The sequence below is a fragment of the Streptomyces sp. NPDC059900 genome, from assembly GCF_050270335.1.
Taxonomy (GTDB): Bacteria; Actinomycetota; Actinomycetes; order Streptomycetales; family Streptomycetaceae; genus Streptomyces.
On the sequence record NZ_JBNNJZ010000156.1, the window covers coordinates 1 to 15,750 of the forward strand.

The following is a 15,750-nucleotide window of genomic DNA, read 5'->3' on the forward strand; positions in this document are numbered from 1 at the left end:
CGCCCACGGTGTCGGCGAGCGTCATCAGCGCCCCGCCGTGCAGCACACCCCCCACCGTGCACAGCTCCGCCGACCAGGGCAGGGTGCCTGCGGCGCGGTCGGCCGTGGCTTCGTCGAGGGTGATGCCCAGGTGCCGGGCGAAGGGCAGGGCGGCCAGGAGATCGGCTGTGTGCGTGTCGGGAGTCATACGACCACCGTGCCCGTGATGTCGCGACGGGTCGATTACCCCAGAGGTCATGCGAGGGACCGGCCTGTCCGCCTCTTTGTCCTGTGACTGGAGAAAGTCATGGGTAATTCCTGCGCAACTTCTTCCCACTCCCGGCAGGCGCTGCTACGTTCCCCTCGAAAGCCCGACGCGACGACGAGAATCCGCCGCGGCGGGGCGAGTTGGACGACATGAGTCGCCCACGAGGCGGGGAGGGGCGCGTGAGACGTATGACGGCTCGACCCGCCAATGCGCACCAGGCGCGACTGCTGCGGCTGCTGCGTGACGGAGGGCCCAACTCCCGTGCCCAGCTGGGCGATCAGGTCGACCTCTCGCGGTCGAAGCTGGCCGTCGAGGTGGACCGGCTCCTGGAGACCGGACTCGTGGTCGCCGACGGACTCGCCGCCTCGCGCGGCGGCCGCCGCTCCCACAACATCCGCCTGGCCCCCGGCCTCCGCTTCCTCGGCGTGGACATCGGCGCGACCTCGGTCGACGTAGCGGTGACCAACGCCGAGCTGGAGGTCCTCGGTCACATCAACCAGCCCATGGACGTGCGCGAGGGCCCCGTCGCGGTCTTCGAGCAAGTCCTCGCCATGGCGGCCAAGTTGAAGGCCTCCGGGCTCGCGGAAGGGTTCGACGGCGCCGGAATCGGCGTCCCCGGCCCCGTCCGCTTTCCCGAGGGCGTCCCGGTCGCCCCGCCGATCATGCCGGGGTGGGACGGCTTTCCCGTACGGGAGGCCATCAGCCAGGACCTGGGCTGCCCCGTCATGGTCGACAACGACGTGAACCTGATGGCGATGGGGGAACAGCACGCGGGCGTCGCACGCTCCGTGGGCGACTTCCTCTGCGTCAAGATCGGCACCGGCATCGGCTGCGGAATCGTCGTCGGCGGTGAGGTCTACCGAGGGGTGACCGGCAGCGCGGGCGACATCGGCCACATCCAGGTCGAACCGGACGGGCGGCCCTGCGCCTGCGGCAACAAGGGCTGCCTGGAGGCGTACTTCAGCGGCGCGGCACTCGCCCGTGACGCGGAGGACGCCGTCGGCCAGGGACTCCTCCAGGAGCTCGCGGGCCGTCTGGAAGCCGCCGGAAAGCTCAGTGCGGTCGACGTCGCCGCGGCGGCCGCCGCCGGTGACGCCACCGCGATCGACCTCATCCGGGCGGGCGGCAACCGCACCGGCCAGGTCATCGCGGGTCTCGTCAGCTTCTTCAACCCCGGCCTCGTGGTGATCGGCGGCGGTGTGACCGGCCTCGGCCATACGCTGCTCGCCGCCATCCGCACGCAGGTCTACCGCCAGTCGCTGCCCCTGGCGACCGGCAACCTGCCCATCGTCCTGGGCGAGTTGGGCCCGACCGCCGGAGTCATCGGCGGCGCCCGGCTCATCAGCGACCACCTGTTCTCGCCGGCCTGACCGGTACGCACGACCCGTAGCACCGTCCGTACGCCGTAAGTCCCGCACCGCACCTCTCCCAGTACAGCGCGCTGCCCCGCCCTGCTCCGAAACAGGTTCCGCCCCTCGCGGGGGCCATCGCCCTACCCCGCCCTGCCCTGCAACCGGCCGCACCCGCCGACCCGCCCAAGGGAACAGTCATGGCACCAGAACCACCGCTGCTCACCATGTCCGGCATCACCAAGTCGTTCCCCGGCGTCCGCGCCCTCGACGGCGTCGACCTCCAGGTCCAGGCCGGCGAAGTGCACTGCCTCCTCGGCCAGAACGGCGCCGGCAAGTCCACGCTCATCAAGGTCCTCGCCGGGGCCCACCAGCCCGACGACGGCGAGATCACCTGGCGAGGCGAACGCACCGTGCTCAAGTCGCCCATCGCCGCCATGCGCCTGGGCATCGCCACCATCTACCAGGAACTCGACCTGGTGGAGGGCCTGTCCGTCGCCGAGAACGTCCACCTCGGACATGAGCCGACCGCGGCCGGATTCGTCGTCAAGGGACGCGAGGCGAAGGCGTCGACCGCCGCGCTGCTCAAGCGACTCGGGCACGCGGAGATCGACCCGGGCACGCTCGTCGGCGACCTCTCGGCCGCCCATCAGCAGATCGTGTCCATGGCCCGCGCGCTCTCCCACGAAGTGCGCCTCATCGTCATGGACGAGCCGTCGGCCGCCCTCGACCCGGACGAGGTCGACAACCTCTTCCGCATCGTCGGCGATCTCACGGCGGACGGCGTCGCCGTCGTCTACATCTCCCACCGCCTCGAAGAGATCCGCCGCATCGGCGACCGTGTCACCGTCCTGAAGGACGGCCGGGCCGTGGCGGGCGGACTCCCCGCGAAGGAGACCCCGACCCGCGAGGTCGTCGCCCTGATGACGGGCCGCAACGTCGAGTACGTCTTCCCGGACCGTCCCGTCGAACCACCCGTCGCAGAACCGGTGTTGACCGTGACGGGCCTCGCCCGCGAGGGCGAGTTCGAACCCCTCGACCTCGAACTGCGCCCCGGCGAGATCGTCGGCCTCGCGGGCCTCGTCGGCTCCGGGCGCTCCGAGATCCTGGAGACCATCTACGGCGCGCGCAAGTCCACCGCCGGACAAGTCGTCGTCGACGGCAAGGCGTTGAAGTCGGGCAGTGTCCGCGCCGCCGTGCGCGCGGGGCTCGGCCTGGCCCCCGAGGAACGCAAGGCGCAGGCCCTGCTGATGCTGGAGTCGGTCACCAACAACGTCTCCGTCTCCTCCATGTCCCGCTTCTCGCGCGGCGGTTGGATCGACCGGGGCGGCGAGCGGAAGGCGGCGCAGACCGCCACCCGCGAGCTCTCCCTGCGCCCCGACAACCCCACCGCGCCCGTGCGCACCCTCTCCGGCGGCAACCAGCAAAAGGCCGTCCTGGCCCGCTGGCTGCTCCGCGGCTGCCGCGTCCTGCTGCTCGACGAGCCGACCCGCGGCGTGGACATCGGCGCCCGCGCCGAGCTGTACGCCGTGATCCGCCGCCTCGCCGACGACGGCCTCGCCGTCCTGCTCGTCTCCAGCGAAGTGCCCGAGGTCCTGGGCCTCGCCGACCGTGTCCTGGTCCTCCGCGAAGGCCGCGTCGTCCATACGGCGCCCGCCCGCGACCTCGACGAACACCGCGTACTCGACCTCGTACTCGAAGGGAGCCCGGCGTCATGACGCAGCCCGCATCGCCGCCACGGCCCGCCGCATCGAAGGCCCAACCGGCGGACGGCGCAAGCCCGTTGCGGACGCTCGCCGCACGTGCCGACGTGCGGACGCTGTCCCTGCTCGGCGTGCTCGCCGTCCTGGTCCTGATCGGCGGCATCACCCAGCCCGACTCGTTCCTGGACACCGACAACGTCCAGCTGATCCTCACCCAGGCGTCCGTCATCGGCGTCGTCACGGTCGGCATGACCTTCGTGATCATCTCCGGCGGCATCGACCTGTCGGTCGGCGCGATCGTCGCGCTCGCCTCGGTGTGGGCGACGACGGTCGCCACCCAGGAGTACGGCTTCGTGGGCATCCTCTTCACCGCGGTGATCGTCGGCATGGCATGCGGCCTCGTCAACGGCATGCTCATCGCGTACGGCGCGGTGGTGCCGTTCATCGCGACGCTCGCGATGCTCGCGTCGGGCCGGGGACTCGCCCTCCAGATCACCGACGGCAAGACGCAGATGGTCACCGTGGACAGCGTGCTCAAGCTCGGCGAGCGCGACTCCTACATCCTCGGCATCCCGCCGCTCGTCCTCGTCTTCGCGGCCGTCACCGTCATCGGCTGGCTGATCCTGAACCGCACCACCTTCGGGCGCCGCTCGGTCGCGGTCGGCGGCAACGCGGAAGCGGCCCGCCTCGCCGGTATCGACGTACGCAGGCAGCGCCTCTATCTCTACCTGCTCTCCGGCCTCTGCTGCGGGATCGCGGCCTTCCTGCTGATCATCCTCGCCGGGTCGGGCCAGAACACCAACGGCAATCTCTACGAACTCGACGCCATCGCCGCCGTGATCATCGGCGGCACCCTGCTCAGCGGCGGCCGCGGCACCATCACCGGTTCCGTCCTTGGCGTGCTGATCTTCACGACGATCCAGAACATCTTCGCGCTCAACAACCTGGAGACCGCCGTCCAGCAGATCGCCAAGGGGGCGATCATCGTCGCCGCGGTGCTCGTCCAGCGACGTACGTCCTCAACTCACTGATCCGCAGACCCGAAGGGTTCACCGCCATGCCAGAAATCACGAGCCGCAGAGGACTGCTCTTCGGAGCCGCCGCCCTGTCCACCGGTGCTCTCATAACGGGCTGCACCAGCAACGAGCCCAAGGACGAGGGTTCGGACAGCAAGGACCAGCCGGTCGCCGACGACAAGCCCGGCAAGAAGGTCACCATCGGCTTCGCGGGCCCGCAGGCCGACCACGGCTGGCTCAATGCGATCAACGACAACGCCAAGGAGCGGGCGAAGAAGTACTCGGACGTCACCCTGGAGTCCACCGAGGGCTCGAACGACACCGCCGCCCAGATCGGCCAGGTCGAGACGCTGATCAACAAGAAGGTCGACGTCCTGGTGATCCTGCCGGCCGACGGCAAGGCGCTTACCCAGGTCGGCCTGAAGGCCATGAAGGCGGGCATCCCCGTCATCAACCTCGACCGTGTCTTCGCCACTCCGCAGGCCTACCGCTGCTGGATCGGCGGCGACAACTACGGCATGGGTCTCAGCGCGGGCCACTACATCGGCGAGAAGCTCAAGGGCAAGAAGAACGCCAAGGTCGTCGAACTGGCGGGCCTGGACAACCTGGAGCTCACCAAGCAGCGCAGCAAGGGCTTCGACGACGCCCTGAAGAACTACTCGAACATCGAGAAGGTCGCCCGCCAGGCCGCCGAGTTCACCGTCGAGTCGGGGCAGTCCAAGATGTCCCAGATCCTCCAGGCGCAGAAGAACTTCGACGCCCTGTGGAACCACGACGACGACCAGGGCGTGGGCGCCCTGCGCGCCATCAAGCAGGCAGGCCGCGACGACTTCCTGATGGTCGGCGGCGCGGGCGCGCTCTCCGCGTTCGAGGCCATCGAGGCCGACGACAGCGTGCTCAAGGCGACCGTTCTCTACCCGCCGACCATGGCCGCCTCCGCCATCGACCTGGCGCGTGCGCTCGGGCAGGGCAAGGGCATCAGCGGCATGGCCGAGTTCGAGATCCCGTCCTTCGTCACCTGCTACTCGGCCGTCGTCGACAAGGAAAACGTCGACAAGTACATGTCCACCGGCTTCAAGTGATGCGCGCAGCCGCACCCCCCACCGAGCATTTACGAGGAGGAGTACCGCATGCGTGAGACGGAACACGAGGACGGGACCGGTAAGCGGCCATTGGGGGTGGGCATGGTCGGATACGCCTTCATGGGCGCCGCCCACTCCCAGGGCTGGCGCACCGTCGGACGCGTCTTCGATCTGCCGCTGCAACCGGTCCTCTCGGCGGTCTGCGGACGCGACGGCGCCGCCGTGCGCGCCGCGGCGGACCGGCTGGGGTGGGCGTCCGCGGAGACAGACTGGCGCGCACTCGTGGCCCGTGACGACATCGATCTGATCGACATCTGCACGCCCGGCGACAGCCATGCGGAGATCGCGATCGCCGCGCTCGACGCGGGCAAGCACGTGCTGTGCGAGAAGCCGCTTGCCAACACCGTCGAGGAGGCCGAGGCGATGGTCGAGGCCGCCGAGCGCGCCCGGGCGCGGGGGCAGGTGGCGATGGTCGGCTTCAACTACCGCCGCGTTCCCGCGCTCGCGCTCGCCCGGCAGATGGTCGCCGAGGGGCGCCTGGGCACCCTGCGGCACGTGCGGTTCAGCTACCTCCAGGACTGGCTGGTCGACCCCGCCTTCCCGCTGACGTGGCGGCTGCGCAAGGACCGCGCGGGTTCGGGCGCACTCGGTGACCTGGGCGCGCACATCGTGGACCTCGCGCAGTACTTGGTGGGGGAGCCGGTGGCGGGGGTCTCGGCGCTGACCGAGACCTTCGTACGGGAGAGGCCGCTGCTCGACGGGGCGTCCAGCGGGCTCACCGCGGAGGGCGGCACCGCGACCGGGCAGGTCACCGTGGACGACGCGGCGGTCTTCACCGGGCGCTTCGCGTCGGGGGCCCTCGCCTCCTTCGAGGCGACGCGGTTCGCCGCGGGCCGCAAGAACGCGCTGCGGCTCGAACTCAACGGTTCGGACGGCTCGCTCGCCTTCGACCTGGAGCGCCTGAACGAGCTCTCCTTCCACGACCACACGGAGCCCGCCACGTCATCGGGCTTCCGCCGCATTCTGGTGACCGAGCCCGGCCATCCGTACCTGGAGGCCTGGTGGCCGCCGGGCCACGGACTCGGCTACGAGCACACGTTCGTGCACCAGGCCCGCGACCTGCTGCACGCCATCGCCACGGGCGCACAGCCCGAGCCGTCCTTCGCCGCGGGTCTCTCGGTCCAGCGGGTGCTCGCCGCGGTGGAGGAGAGCGCGGAGAAGAACTCGGTCTACACCCCCGTAGCTTCCACTCCCGTCACGGTCTGAGGAGGCCTGTACATGCCCCGCGACTTCACGCTCTTCACCGGCCAGTGGGCCGACCTGCCCCTTGAGGAGGTCTGCCGCCTCGCCCGCGACTTCGGCTACGACGGACTCGAACTCGCCTGCTGGGGCGACCACTTCGAGGTCGACAAGGCGCTGAGCGACCGCTCCTATCTGGACTCGCGCCGCCAGCTCCTCGACAAGTACGGCCTCAAGTGCCGGGCCATCTCCAACCACCTGGTCGGACAGGCCGTCTGCGACGCGATCATCGACGAGCGGCACCAGGCGATCCTGCCCGCCCGCATCTGGGGCGACGGCGAGGGGGAGGGCGTCCGGCAGCGGGCCGCCCGCGAGATCGAGGACACGGCGCGCGCGGCCGCCGCCTTCGGCGTCGACACGGTCGTCGGCTTCACCGGCTCGTCGATCTGGCACCTGGTGGCGATGTTCCCGCCGGTGCCGGACGCGATGATCGAGCGGGGTTACGAGGACTTCGCCGAGCGCTGGAACCCGATCCTCGACGTCTTCGACGTACAGGGCGTGCGCTTCGCCCATGAGGTGCACCCCTCCGAGATCGCGTACGACTACTGGACGACGCACCGCGCCCTGGAGGCCGTCGACCACCGGACGGCCTTCGGCCTGAACTTCGACCCCTCGCACTTCGTGTGGCAGGACCTGGACCCGGTCGGTTTCCTCTACGACTTCCGGGACCGGATCTACCACGTCGACTGCAAGGAGGCCCGGCGCCGGCTCGACGGCCGCAACGGCCGCCTGGGCTCGCACCTGCCCTGGGGTGATCCGCGCCGCGGCTGGGACTTCGTGTCGGCGGGCCACGGGGACGTCCCCTGGGAGGACGTGTTCCGGATGCTGCGCTCGATCGCGTACGAGGGGCCCGTCTCCGTGGAGTGGGAGGACGCGGGGATGGACCGCCTCCAGGGGGCGCCGGAGGCACTGAAGCGCCTGAAGGCGTTCGACTTCGAGCCGCCGACGGCGTCGTTCGACGCGGCGTTCGGCGGGAACTGATCCCTGCTGCTTGATCGGTCGGGCTCCCTGCCGCCAGGCAGTCGGACGGGGAGCCCTTGCTCTGACGACGAGTCACTTTGTCCTGCCCAAGGAAAAAGCTGAACTCTGTTGCTGTGCAAGGGCTTTCCGTCCAAGACAAACGTGGCTACCGTCCCTGATGTGTACAGGACATGAACCTTCCGGGGTGACGGCGCACCCCGGCGCCCAGCGCCCCCGCACACACCCGCGTACGACCGTCCCCCTTCCGGAGGAACACCGTGCACAGGAAACGCCCCAGACTTCGCAAGACCCTCGCGCTCTTCACCGGCACCCTGCTGGCCGGCGCAAGCCTCACCCTCGTCGCCCCCGCCGCCAACGCCGCCGACCCGGAGGCCGTCCGGGCGGCACAGGAGCAGGCGGACAAGGCTGCCGCCGGCAAGTCGACCGGCAAGGCCGCCGCGGCCGAGGACTTCCAGCAAGTAACCCTCGCCAAGGGCGGTGAGGAGACGGGCGAGCCGATGACCCTCGCCGTCCTGCCCGACCGCTCCGTCCTGCACACCTCCCGTGACGGCACGCTCCGCCTCACGGACGCCGCGGGCAACACCAAGATCGCGGGCAAGATACCCGTCTACTCGCACGACGAGGAGGGCCTCCAGGGCGTCGGCCTCGACCCGAAGTTCAGCGAGAACCGCGCGATCTTCCTCTACTACGCGCCCCCGCTCGACACCCCGGCCGGTGATGCCCCGGAGAACGGCACGGCCGAGGACTTCAAGAAGTTCGACGGAGTCAACCGCCTCTCCCGCTTCGTCCTGAAGGCCGACGGCACCCTCGACAACGCCAGCGAGAAGAAGGTCCTCGACGTCCCCGCGAGCCGCGGCACCTGCTGCCACGTGGGCGGAGACATCGACTTCGACAAGGACGGCAACCTCTACCTCTCGACCGGCGACGACTCCAACCCCTTCGCCTCCGACGGCTTCACGCCCATCGACGAGCGCGCGAACCGCAACCCCGCCTTCGACGCGCGGCGCAGCGCGGGCAACACCAACGACCTGCGCGGCAAGATCATCCGCGTCAAGGTCGCCGACGACGGTTCGTACACGGTCCCGGACGGCAACCTCTTCGCCCCTGGCACCGAAAAGACCCGCCCCGAGATCTACGCGATGGGTTTCCGCAACCCCTTCCGGATGAGCGTCGACAAGCCCACCGGCACCGTGTACGTCGGTGACTACGGACCCGACGCCGGAGCAGCCGACCCCAAGCGCGGCCCGGCCGGACAGGTCGAGTTCGCTCGCGTGACGAAGGCGGGCAACTTCGGCTGGCCGTTCTGCACCGGCAAGAACGACGCCTACGTCGACTACGACTTCGAGACGAAGACCTCCGGCGCCGCCTTCGACTGCGCAGCCCCGAAGAACGAGTCGCCGCACAACACCGGTCTGACCGACCTGCCGCCCGCGCAGGAGGCCTGGATCCCCTACGACGGCGGCTCCGTGCCCGAGTTCGGCTCCGGCTCCGAGTCCCCGATGGGCGGACCCGTCTACCGCTACGACGCGGCCAACACCTCCCCGGTGAAGTTCCCGGAGGCCTACGACGGCGACTTCTTCGCCGGAGAGTTCGGACGGCGCTGGATCAAGCGCATCGAGCAGAGCGCGGACGGCACGGTCCAGTCCATCAACCCGTTCCCGTGGACGGGCACGCAGGTGATGGACATGGAGTTCGGCCCCGACGGCGCGCTGTACGTTCTGGACTACGGCACGGCCTGGTTCGGCGGCGACGAGAACTCCGGTCTCTACCGCATCGAGAACGCCACCGATGGCCACTCCCCGGTCGTCGAGGCGAGCGCATCCGTCACCAGCGGCCAGGCCCCGCTCAGGACCAAGTTCACCGCGAAGGCCACGGACGCGGAGGGCGGCACGCTGACCTACGCGTGGGACTTCGGCGACGGCGGCAAGTCGAGCCAGCAGAACCCCTCGTACACGTACAAGAAGAACGGCGTCTACACCGCGACCGTGACCGTCAAGGACTCCACCGGGCGCACCGGTTCGGCCAGCGCGCACATCACCGTCGGCAACACCGCGCCCAAGGTGACCCTGGAACTCCCCGGTGACGGGCAGCTGTTCACCTTCGGCGACAAGGTGCCCTTCAAGGTCAAGGTGACCGACAAGGAAGACGGCCCGATCGACTGCACGAAGGTCAAGGTCACGCACATCCTCGGCCACGACAGCCACGGTCACCCGGTCACCTCGGCCAACGGCTGCGAAGGCACCATCCAGACGTCGGCGGACGGCGAGCACGACCCGAACGCCAACATCTTCGGGGTCTTCGACGCCGAGTACACCGACAAGGGCGCCAACGGCCAGCCCGCGCTGACCACCCACGACCAGAACGTCGTCCAGCCCAAGCACCGCCAGGGCGAGCACTTCGACGACTCCAAGGGCGTGTCCGTGGCCAACCACACCCCGGCCCACGGCGGCAAGACGGTCGGCGACATCAACAACGGCGACTGGGTCTCCTTCAAGCCCTACATCCTCGGCAACGCCACCAAGCTGACCGCGCGCGTCGCGTCGGCCGGCGCGGGCGGCACCATCGAGGTCCGCAGCGGATCGGCCACCGGCAAGGTGCTCGGCAGGGCCACGGTCAAGCCGACCGGCGGATGGGAGACGTACGCGGACGTGAGTACCGCCATCTCCAAGGCGCCCAAGACGACGACCACCCTCTTCCTGGTCTTCAAGGGCAAGGGCACCGGCGCGCTGTTCGACGTCGACGACTTCACCTTCACCACGAGCTGAGAAAGGGGCCACTCCACCATGCGGGCATCCGCACGCATCACCCTTGCCACCGCCACGGCCGCCCTGCTCATCGGCTGTGTGTCGGGTCCGGCGGCCTCGAAGTCCTCGAAGCCGGAGCCATCGGGGCCGGCGGCCGGTGAGAAGGTCCTGGTCTTCTCCAAGACCGCCGGGTTCCGGCACGACTCCATCCCCGAAGGCATCGCCGCCATCAAGGAACTCGGCGCGGCGAACGGCTTCACCGTCGACGCGACCGAGGACGCCAAGGCCTTCACGGCCAAGAACCTCGCCAAGTACGACGCCGTGATCTGGCTCTCCACGACCGGCGACGTCCTCGACGGCAAGCAGCAGAGCGCGTTCGAGGGCTACATCAAGAAGGGCGGCGGGTACGTGGGCGTGCACGCCGCCGCCGACACCGAGTACGACTGGCCCTTCTACGGCGGGCTCGCGGGCGCCTACTTCCAGTCGCACCCCGCGATCCAGCCCGCGAAGGTGCAGGTCGAGGACCACGGGCACCCGTCCATGGCGCATCTGCCGGGGATCTGGGACCGGACCGACGAGTGGTACAACTACCGCTCCAACCCCCGGGACCGCGCCCACGTCCTTGCCTCGCTCGACGAGTCGTCCTACACGGGCGGCTCGATGTCCGGCGACCATCCCATCGCCTGGTGCCAGGACTACCAGGGCGGTCGCTCCTTCTACACGGGCAGCGGCCACACCAAGGAGTCGTTCGCCGACCCCGCCTACCGCACCCACCTGCTCGGCGGCATCCGCTGGGCGACCGGCGCCTCGCAGGCCGACTGCCGCCCGGAGAAGGGCTACACGCCGGTCTTCGACGGCACGGCGGGGTCCCTGGAGGCCTGGAAGCAGGCGGGTCCGGGGTCCTTCTCCCTGAACGAGAAGGACGGGACGCTGACCACCGTCGGCGGCATGGGCATGCTCTGGTACGACGGGGCGAAGGAGCTCGGCTCCTACTCCCTCAAGCTGGACTGGCGCATGGACGGCGACGACAACTCGGGGATCTTCGTGGGCTTCCCGCCCTCCGACGACCCCTGGTCGGCCGTGAACAACGGCTATGAGATCCAGATCGACGCCACCGACGTACCGGAGAAGACCACCGGCTCCGTCTACGGCTTCAAGTCCGCCGACCTGAAGAAGCGCGACGAGGCGCTGAACCCGCCGGGGGAGTGGAACACCTACGAACTCCGGGTCGAGGGCGAACGCCTTCGGATCTATCTCAACGGAGTGAAGATCAACGACTTCACCAACACGGATCCCGCGAGGAGCCTGACGGACGGTCACATCGGCATCCAGAACCACGGTGCCGATGACCAGGTTTCCTTCCGCGACATCCGGGTGAAGGATCTGCCCGCCCGCAGCGCAAACGGGGCGGGCCGCTAGACGGCGGCGGGCGGAGGACGCCGGACCTCCGCCCGCCGTCTTATCCCCGACTCCTTCCGACTCTGTCCGCCGTCTTATCTCCCCGTCTTATCTCCCCGCGCGTTCACCGCGTGTACGACAGGAGGCAGCCGTGCCCATCTCTCCTTCTACTGGTTCTTCCGATGCTTCGGGTGGCGGTCTCACAGGGGTGTGGCTGATCGGAGCGCGCGGGTCGGTCGCCACGACGGCTGTCGCGGGGTGCGCGGCCGTGACGGCCGGACTCCATCCCCCGACGGGCATGGTCACGGAGACGCCGCCGTTCGCGGACTGCGGTCTGCCAACGTTGTCGTCGCTCGTCTTCGGCGGCCACGACACGGTGGAGTGCCCGCTGCCCAAGCGGGCGGAGGAACTGGCCGCGGGGGGTGTGCTCCCGCACGGGGTCCCGTCGGCGGTCGGCGCGGAACTGGCCGCCGCTGATGCGGAGATCCGTCCCGGCGGACCGCGCCGCGGGGACTCCGACGACCGGACGGACGAGGAGCTGATCGAGTCCTTCGCCGCCGACCTCCGCGATTTCGTACGCCGCCGGGGCCTCGCCCGTGCGGTGGTGGTGAACGTGGCTTCGACGGAACCGGTGCCTGTCGGGGCCGAGGCGGGCGAGGAGCGGCTGCCCGCGAGCTCCCTCTACGCGGCGGCGGCGCTGCGGGCGGGCTGCCCGTACGTGAACTTCACCCCGTCTTCGGGGTTGCACCACCCGGCGCTCGCTTCCCTGGCCGCCTCGTCCGGGCTGCCCTACGCGGGCCGGGACGGCAAGACGGGCCAGACGCTCCTCCGCTCGGTCCTGGGCCCGATGTTCGCCCAGCGTGCGCTCGCCGTGCGGGCCTGGTCCGGCACGAACCTCCTGGGCGGCGGCGATGGCGCCTCCCTCGCCGACCCGGCGGCGGCCGCGGCGAAGAACGCGGGCAAGGAGCGGGTCCTCGCCGACACGCTGGGCTCCGCCCCGGAGGGCGAGGTCCACATCGACGACGTCCCCTCGCTCGGCGACTGGAAGACCGCCTGGGACCACATCGCCTTCGACGGCTTCCTCGGCGCGCGGATGGTCCTCCAGACGACCTGGCAGGGCTGCGACTCGGCCCTTGCGGCACCGCTGATCCTGGACCTGGCCCGGTTGGCGGCCCGCGCCCACGAGATCGGCCTTTCCGGCCCGCTGGGCGAACTGGGCTTCTACTTCAAGGACCCGGACGACGGCTCTTCGTCAGCTCTCGCCGAACAGTACGAGGCGCTGGTGGGCTTTGCTTCGCGGCTGCGGGGGGTGTCGGCTTGAGGGGGGCTTGGGCTGAGGTTGGGGCTGGAGCTGGGGCGGGGGTCGGTGGTGGACTGCGGCTGGGTTCCGGGCGCGACTGGGCCGAACTGCTGCGCGTCTCGGCCCTGTTCACCGTGCCCGGCGACGCCCTCGCCGGCGCGGCGGCAACGGGACTTCAGCCCAACCGCCGCACCCTCCTCGCCATCGCCGCGTCCCTCTCCCTCTACGAGGCGGGCATGGCCCTCAACGACTGGGCGGACCGCGAGGAGGACGCGGTCGAACGCCCTCACCGCCCCTTGCCCTCCGGCCGCATCGCCCCGTCCGTCGCGCTGGGCGCGGCAGCGGCACTGACGGCAGGAGGCCTGACCCTGGCCGCCGCCGCGGGCCGCCCCGCCCTGACGGTCGCCGGCGGCCTGGCGGCGACGGTATGGGCGTACGACCTGGGCCTGAAGCACACCCCGGCCGGCCCGGCGGCCATGGCGGCGGCCCGCGCCCTTGACTTGCTCCTTGGAGCAGCGGCCACATCCGCCGGGGCCTCCACGACGGGCACATCAGGGCCGACCTCCCCTGCGGGAGCACCAAGGGCGGCGTCCACGGCGGGCGCATCAAGGGCGACGTCCACTACGGGAGCATCATGGGCGGCGACCCCACGGCACCCGGCAGCGGGCCGGACCGTCACCCGCGGCCCCGGCCTCCGCGCCGCGATACCCGCCGCCCTCGTCCTGGGCGCCCACACCCTCGCGGTAACCGCGGTCTCCCGCCGCGAAGCCCAAGGCGGCTCCGTGGCGGCCCCCCTGTGCGCGCTGGCCGCCACAGCAGGCCTGACACAACTGCTGGCCAGGGGCGGCGGCGACCGTGACGCCCTGGGTGGCCGCCTGGCAGGCAAGCGCGTGGGCGCCAGCAGCGGCGCACACGCTCCCGCCGGTTCCAGTACCACCGGTACCGGCACTGGAACCGACCCCGGTACCGGCACGGGAACCAGCACCGCCGGCGTCCCCGCAGCCGGGCCCCCGCAACTCCCGGCAGGCCGCCGGACCGCAGCCGCCGGCGGCCTGCCGGGCTCCACGCCGGGCTCTACGCCAATCTCCGCGGCCTTCACACCGGGCGCTGCCCTGAAGCGGACCGGCAGCCCCCGGCGGATCGGCGTGAGCGGTGTGGTCCAGGCCGCGCTCGCCGCCACGTACGCCGCCACCTCCGCCCGCCCCTTCTTCCACGCCGCACTCAACCCGTCCCCCGAGCTCACCCAACGGGCCGTGGGCGGCGGCATCCGGGCGATGATCCCGCTCCAGGCGGCCCTCTCCGCCCGCACGGGCGCCCAGGGCCTCGCACTCCTGACCGCCGCTCTCGCCCCGGCGGCCCGCAAGTTCGGCCGGAAGGTGAGCGTCACATGACGGGTACGAACAACCGGGCGACCAGCCCCTTCCGCTTCGGCTACGGCACCAACGGTCTTACCGACCTGCGGCTCGACGACGCCCTCGGTCTCCTCGCCGACCTCGGCTACTCAGGCGTCGGTCTCACCCTCGACCACATGCACCTCGACCCGCTCGCCCCCGACCTCGCCGCCCGCACCCGGCACGTGGCCCGCAGCCTGGAACGGCTCGGTCTGACGGTGACGATCGAAACCGGCGCCCGCTACGTCCTGGACCCCCGCCGCAAACACTGCCCCTCTCTCCTCGACCCGGACCCGGACGCGCGCGCCGCCCGCGTCCGTCTGCTGGTCCGCGCCGTCCAGGTCGCCGCCGACCTGGGCGCCCACGCCGTGCACTGCTTCAGCGGCATCACCCCCGAAGGCACCCCCGAGGACACCGCCTGGCACCGGCTCGCCGAGGCCATCGGCCCGGTGGTCGACGCCGCGCACGGCACCGGAATACCGCTGGCCATCGAACCCGAACCCGGCCACCTCCTGTCCACCCTCGCCGACTTCCACCGGCTCCGTCACGACCTCGGCAGCCCCGAGGCCCTGGGACTCACCCTCGACATCGGCCATTGCCAGTGCCTCGAACCTCAGTCACCCGCCGACTGCGTACGCGCCGCCGCCCCCTGGCTGCGCCACGTCCAGATCGAGGACATGCGCCGCGGCGTCCACGAACACCTCCCTTTCGGGGACGGAGAGATCGACTTCCCGCCCGTACTCGAAGCCCTGGCCTCCACCGGCTACCAAGGCCTGACCGTCGTCGAACTGCCCCGCCACTCCCACGCGGGTCCTCAACTCGCCTCCCACTCCATCGAGTTCCTACGCCAGGCGGCCGAGTCCCTGCATGAGGCGGCGATCGAAACGGTCCGCGCCCCGTCCCGCACCGCCCCGCTCCCCACCCCGGCCGGAGGAGGCACCCCGTGACCGAAGCCCCCGCCATCGACGACCTCCGCACCCGTCTGGAAGCCGCCCTCCCCGGTGCCGCCCGCGCCTGGCTGGACCAGGCCACCGCCGAGGCCGCCGCCCACCAGGGCCGACCGGCGCAGAGCACCACCCCCACCTGGGAACTGCGTTTCGCCGAAGCCGGGCGACGCTGCGGCCAGGACCACGCCGACGCCGCCCGCGTGCTGCTCCTGCACGCGGCCGACGCGGACCCGGCCACCCTCACCCGCGTCTACGGACAGGGCACCGCAGCCGAACGCCGCGCCGTCCTGCAC

General features: G+C 70.8%; 12 protein-coding genes and 1 pseudogene. 12 read left to right on the top strand and 1 reads right to left on the bottom strand.

All coding sequences use genetic code 11. From position 1 onward, the window contains the following. Positions 1-187, bottom strand: a 187-nt coding sequence (locus ACQKIP_RS21190; protein WP_427743767.1) for a PaaI family thioesterase, incomplete at its 3' end; no start/stop codon positions are given. Between the two features lie 248 nt (positions 188-435). On the opposite strand from ACQKIP_RS21190, the gene ACQKIP_RS21195 reads away from it, so the two are divergent. From ACQKIP_RS21195 to ACQKIP_RS21250, 12 genes and pseudogenes are all read left to right on the top strand, one after another. After that, complete coding sequence (locus tag ACQKIP_RS21195) at positions 436-1,617, top strand: ROK family transcriptional regulator (protein ID WP_361376743.1); 1,182 nt, start codon at positions 436-438, stop codon at positions 1,615-1,617. A 179-nt stretch (positions 1,618-1,796) separates the two neighbouring features. Then, a complete protein-coding gene (locus tag ACQKIP_RS21200; protein WP_365855590.1) occupies positions 1,797-3,314 on the top strand; it encodes a sugar ABC transporter ATP-binding protein in 1,518 nt (505 codons plus the stop codon). Then, positions 3,311-4,330 carry an ABC transporter permease gene (locus ACQKIP_RS21205; protein ID WP_365855588.1) on the top strand — a complete coding sequence of 340 codons (1,020 nt, stop codon included), beginning with the start codon at positions 3,311-3,313 and terminating at the stop codon, positions 4,328-4,330. Before ACQKIP_RS21200 ends, ACQKIP_RS21205 begins: the two co-directional genes overlap by 4 nt. 26 nt (positions 4,331-4,356) lie before the next feature. Continuing rightward, complete coding sequence (locus ACQKIP_RS21210) at positions 4,357-5,397, top strand: substrate-binding domain-containing protein (protein ID WP_365855586.1); 1,041 nt, start codon at positions 4,357-4,359, stop codon at positions 5,395-5,397. A 48-nt stretch (positions 5,398-5,445) separates the two neighbouring features. Beyond that, entirely contained in the window at positions 5,446-6,663 is a 1,218-nt protein-coding gene (locus ACQKIP_RS21215; protein WP_365855584.1) for a Gfo/Idh/MocA family protein, read from the top strand. 12 nt (positions 6,664-6,675) lie between these two features. After that, positions 6,676-7,677, top strand: a complete 1,002-nt coding sequence (locus ACQKIP_RS21220) for a sugar phosphate isomerase/epimerase family protein (RefSeq protein ID WP_365855582.1) — start codon at positions 6,676-6,678, stop codon at positions 7,675-7,677. Positions 7,678-7,934: 257 nt separating this feature from the next. After that, positions 7,935-10,442, top strand: a complete 2,508-nt coding sequence (locus ACQKIP_RS21225) for a PQQ-dependent sugar dehydrogenase (protein WP_365855580.1) — start codon at positions 7,935-7,937, stop codon at positions 10,440-10,442. Between the two features lie 18 nt (positions 10,443-10,460). Then, on the top strand, positions 10,461-11,840 hold the full coding sequence (locus ACQKIP_RS21230; protein ID WP_365855578.1) for a ThuA domain-containing protein: 1,380 nt from the start codon (positions 10,461-10,463) through the stop codon (positions 11,838-11,840). A 130-nt stretch (positions 11,841-11,970) separates the two neighbouring features. Continuing rightward, on the top strand, positions 11,971-13,140 hold the full coding sequence (locus ACQKIP_RS21235; RefSeq protein WP_365855576.1) for an inositol-3-phosphate synthase: 1,170 nt from the start codon (positions 11,971-11,973) through the stop codon (positions 13,138-13,140). A gap of 53 nt (positions 13,141-13,193) precedes the next feature. After that, positions 13,194-14,510, top strand: a complete 1,317-nt coding sequence (locus tag ACQKIP_RS21240; RefSeq protein ID WP_365855821.1) for an SCO3242 family prenyltransferase — start codon at positions 13,194-13,196, stop codon at positions 14,508-14,510. Then, the gene (locus ACQKIP_RS21245) at positions 14,507-15,457 is read left to right on the top strand and encodes a sugar phosphate isomerase/epimerase family protein (RefSeq protein ID WP_365855574.1); all 951 of its coding nucleotides are present in this window, start codon (positions 14,507-14,509) and stop codon (positions 15,455-15,457) included. Before ACQKIP_RS21240 ends, ACQKIP_RS21245 begins: the two co-directional genes overlap by 4 nt. Next, positions 15,454-15,750, top strand: a pseudogene (locus ACQKIP_RS21250) (EboA domain-containing protein); the annotation flags it as partial. The gene ACQKIP_RS21245 and the pseudogene ACQKIP_RS21250, both read left to right, overlap by 4 nt.

Excerpts from the sequence above, each read along its gene's own strand:
- ACQKIP_RS21195 (WP_361376743.1), top strand. The coding sequence starts at position 436 with ATGACGGCTCGACCCGCCAATGCGCACCAGGCGCGACTGCTGCGGCTG.
- ACQKIP_RS21200 (WP_365855590.1), top strand. The coding sequence starts at position 1,797 with ATGGCACCAGAACCACCGCTGCTCACCATGTCCGGCATCACCAAGTCG.
- ACQKIP_RS21205 (WP_365855588.1), top strand. The coding sequence starts at position 3,311 with ATGACGCAGCCCGCATCGCCGCCACGGCCCGCCGCATCGAAGGCCCAA.
- ACQKIP_RS21210 (WP_365855586.1), top strand. The coding sequence starts at position 4,357 with ATGCCAGAAATCACGAGCCGCAGAGGACTGCTCTTCGGAGCCGCCGCC.
- ACQKIP_RS21215 (WP_365855584.1), top strand. The coding sequence starts at position 5,446 with ATGCGTGAGACGGAACACGAGGACGGGACCGGTAAGCGGCCATTGGGG.
- ACQKIP_RS21220 (WP_365855582.1), top strand. The coding sequence starts at position 6,676 with ATGCCCCGCGACTTCACGCTCTTCACCGGCCAGTGGGCCGACCTGCCC.
- ACQKIP_RS21230 (WP_365855578.1), top strand. The coding sequence starts at position 10,461 with ATGCGGGCATCCGCACGCATCACCCTTGCCACCGCCACGGCCGCCCTG.
- ACQKIP_RS21245 (WP_365855574.1), top strand. The coding sequence starts at position 14,507 with ATGACGGGTACGAACAACCGGGCGACCAGCCCCTTCCGCTTCGGCTAC.